Source organism: Pseudomonas sp. SB113 (assembly GCF_040754745.1).
In the GTDB taxonomy this organism is placed as follows: domain Bacteria; phylum Pseudomonadota; class Gammaproteobacteria; order Pseudomonadales; family Pseudomonadaceae; genus Aquipseudomonas; species Aquipseudomonas grimontii.
This window is the reverse complement of record NZ_JBFMHW010000194.1, coordinates 1-437: the sequence shown is the minus strand read 5'-3', so window position 1 is coordinate 437 and position 437 is coordinate 1. Positions and strand designations below refer to the sequence as shown.

At 57.7% G+C, this 437-nt stretch carries 1 protein-coding gene; it reads left to right on the top strand.

Annotated features, from left to right (window positions below):
* On the top strand, positions 1-437 hold a 437-nt coding region (locus tag AB1462_RS32125), incomplete at both ends, for an aldehyde dehydrogenase family protein (protein WP_367249147.1).

Genomic DNA, 437 nt, shown 5'->3' with positions numbered 1-437 from the left:
CGGATGCGAAACTCGACCACGCGATTGAAAATCTGGTCGATGGCGCGTTCTACAATTCCGGCCAATGCTGCTGCGGCATCGAGCGCGTCTATGTGCATGAAAAGGTCTATGATGATTTCGTCGATGGATTCATTTCTCTGACCAAGAAGTACGTCGTCGGCAATCCGCTGGAGCAGGCGACGACGATGGGGCCGATGGCTCAGGCGCGTTTCGCGGATGCAATCCGCGAGCAGAAGGCCGAAGCGTTGCGCAAGGGCGCGCAGGCGCATGTCAACATGAAGGTCGAGCAGGACAAGGCTGGCTCGCCCTATCTGGCGCCAGAAGTTCTGACCAATGTCGACCACCAGATGAGCGTGATGCGCGAGGAAAGTTTCGGGCCGATTGTCGGCATCATGAAGGTGCGCAACGATGAAGAAGCCGTGGCGCTGATGAACGAC